1 protein-coding gene and 2 pseudogenes are annotated in these 2,682 nt (G+C 61.8%); all 3 read left to right on the forward strand.

What is annotated here, in order from left to right; translation table 11 throughout:
- Positions 1-1,199: Ulp1 family isopeptidase (locus NKG99_RS35585; protein ID WP_352874135.1), on the forward strand; the 1,199-nt coding region annotated here is incomplete at its 5' end.
- Between the two features lie 175 nt (positions 1,200-1,374).
- Positions 1,375-1,848, forward strand: a pseudogene (locus tag NKG99_RS35590) (IS5 family transposase); the annotation flags it as partial.
- Positions 1,849-1,924: 76 nt separating this feature from the next.
- Positions 1,925-2,682: pseudogene (locus NKG99_RS35595) on the forward strand (IS5 family transposase); the annotation flags it as partial.

Here is a 2,682-nt window from a genome sequence, read left to right on the forward strand (position 1 = left end):
CCCCATTTTCATTTTCCAAGCGGCATACAGGCGCGGGAATGGCCAACGATGCAGCGCTGGGCGGCATGCAGGGTGAGCATTCGGCGTCGGCGCTCAGTCCGTCAGAACCATGGTTCGACGACTTCCCCGAATTTACCGAGGACGAGCTGGCAGGAATCGATGCGCTGCCCAAATCTCGCTCCAATGCTGCACCCAATTTGCACGGGACCAGATTGAATGAGGCGTTTGAGAAAAAGGGCTCCTCTTCAGGCGCGGGAATGGCCAACGATGCAGCGCTTGGCGGCATGAATACAGTACCCTCGGCGGAGGCGCAGAGGTCATCGCAAGCAAGCCCTAAGGACTTTCCCGATTTAACCGACTCCGATCTGGCGGATGTCAGTGAGTTGTCGCCCATCGACACCAGGAGAGCTGCTTTTGGAACGGGGAACCGACAGATCAGGCTTGAAGATCAGGTCAGGTCAGGTCCTGGCACTTCCTACGCGCACCAGGCGGGGTACCAATCAGTCAACCATACGGTTTTTGATGCTGAAAATGTTGGCGACAACCTGCTAGTCGGGAGCGCGCCAATCCCTCCCTTGCTCGAAGACGAGCATATCGCGGCCGATTTCGCACTGCTTGGCGAGGCGCTGCACAGGGCCAGTCCCGACATCGCCGCCCGGACCCGGTTGGTGGCGCCGGCGGTGGCCCATTTCTTGCGCATGGCTCGGAACCCGGCCGAGGCGGCCGCCGCTTTCCACGACATCATCGATGGCGGCAGGGCCAACTTCGAGGGCGGCACGGCCAGCTTTGTGTTCCTTCCGGTCAACAATGCCGGGACTGGCGCTGGGGGCACCCACTGGTCGCTGCTGTTTGTCGATCTACGCGGGCGCCAGCCGGTCGCCTATCATTACGACTCCTTCGGCACCCTGAACAGCGCCATCGCACAAGGGCTGGCAGCACGTCTGGGCGCCCGCTTGGATCGAGTGCAGATGGCCCAGCAGGACAACGCCTACGATTGCGGGGTATTTGTCGTGGACGCCACGAGGGCGCTGGCCGCGCAATTGGCTGAAGGAGAACGGCCCGGGAGCCAGCCGCTGCACCTCGACACCCTCGTCGCCGACCGGCAGGCTTTACTGGACCGCCTCACGGCCCCCAGTAACGCACGAGTGGAACTGGCGTCTTCCTCGAGAAGCAGAGAACGCTCATGCGGGGGGCGATAAGCTTCAGGGGTGGTGTCACATTGATAGAGGGGTAAGGAAATTGAGGTGGCAGCGCGCCCATGACCGTGAGTGCACCGACCTACAAGAACCACCGCTATCAGCGTTGGTGCATGGATCCTTTGTCAACGGTTTGGCGATAGGCAGGCAGGATCGAAATCAGCTTGATGCGAGTGCCATGCCGTACAAACACAACGCAGATCGTCGTCATCACGTCGGGAAGATGAAATTCCGGGTGACGAATTGGCGTGACTACGAAGCAGGTCTGCGCCGGCGTGGTAGCCTGACCTTATGGGTAACGCCGGAGGCACTGGCGGGATGGCGCGATCCGCGACGCAAGACCCGCGGCGGCCAAGCCCGGTATTCCGATCTCGCCATTGAGACAGCGCTGACGCTGGGTTGCGTCTTCGCAATGCGGCTGCGCCAGACCGAGGGATTGCTCCACTCGCTGCTGGATCTCATGGGGCTGAAAGTCCCAGTTCCAGATCATACGACGCTGAGCCGTCGGGCACAGAAGTGGGAGCCATCAGCCCGACGAAACCCGCCGCTGCCGGACGGCCCACTGCATGTGCTTGTCGATAGCACGGGATTGAAAGTCTACGGCGCCGGGCAATGGCTGGAGCAGAAACATGGCGCCAGATCACGTCGCAACTGAACAGTTCGAAATACCTCGCCTTTTGAACCGGATTTTGAGTCACTCGTCGCGTTGATTTGCGCGGAGGCAGTGGATGCGGGGACAGGCTGGTTTCTGGGACATTGACGAGCGATATGTGCGGCTGAGCGAGGCCGGCGATCCGCTGGAAAAGCTTAAACTCGGTAGTGCCGTGGGAGGTTTTCCGCAAGCCGCTCGGCAAGGCGCTGAAGCGCTCCGATGGCGCGAAGGGTGGTCGGCCGCCTTACGATCCGGTGATGATGTTCAAGATCATGGTTTTGCAGGCGCTCTACGGCCTGTCTGACGACCAGGCCGAGTTCCAGATCCAGGACCGACTATCCTTCATGCGCTTCCTCGGGCTGGGTCTCGGCGACAGGGTGCCGGATGCCAAGACGATCTGGCTGTTCCGGGAGCATCTCACACAGGCCGGCGCGGTGGACAACCTGTTCGCCCGTTTCGACAAGCACCTCACCAAGGCCGGCTACCTGGCGATGGGCGGGCAGATCGTCGATGCCACCATCGTGGCGGCGCCCAAGCAGCGCAACACCGACGCCGAGAAGGCTGACATCAAGGCGGGCAAGGTTCCAGACGAGTGGAAAGACAAGCCCGCCAAGCTGCGCCAGAAGGACCGGGACGCGCGTTGGACGGTGAAGTTCTCGAAGGCCAAGATGGCCGAGGATGGAAAGGTGCAGCAGCGCGACATCGCCATTCCCGCCTTCGGCTACAAGAACCACGCCGCGATCGATCGTCGGCACGGCTTCATCCGCGGCTGGAACGTCACGAGCGCGGCGGCCTATGACGGCGCGCAGCTTCGCAATGTCCTCAACCGCGCCA

Origin of the sequence: Mesorhizobium sp. M1409, assembly GCF_040317535.1 — a bacterium.
Classification (GTDB): Bacteria; Pseudomonadota; Alphaproteobacteria; order Rhizobiales; family Rhizobiaceae; genus Mesorhizobium.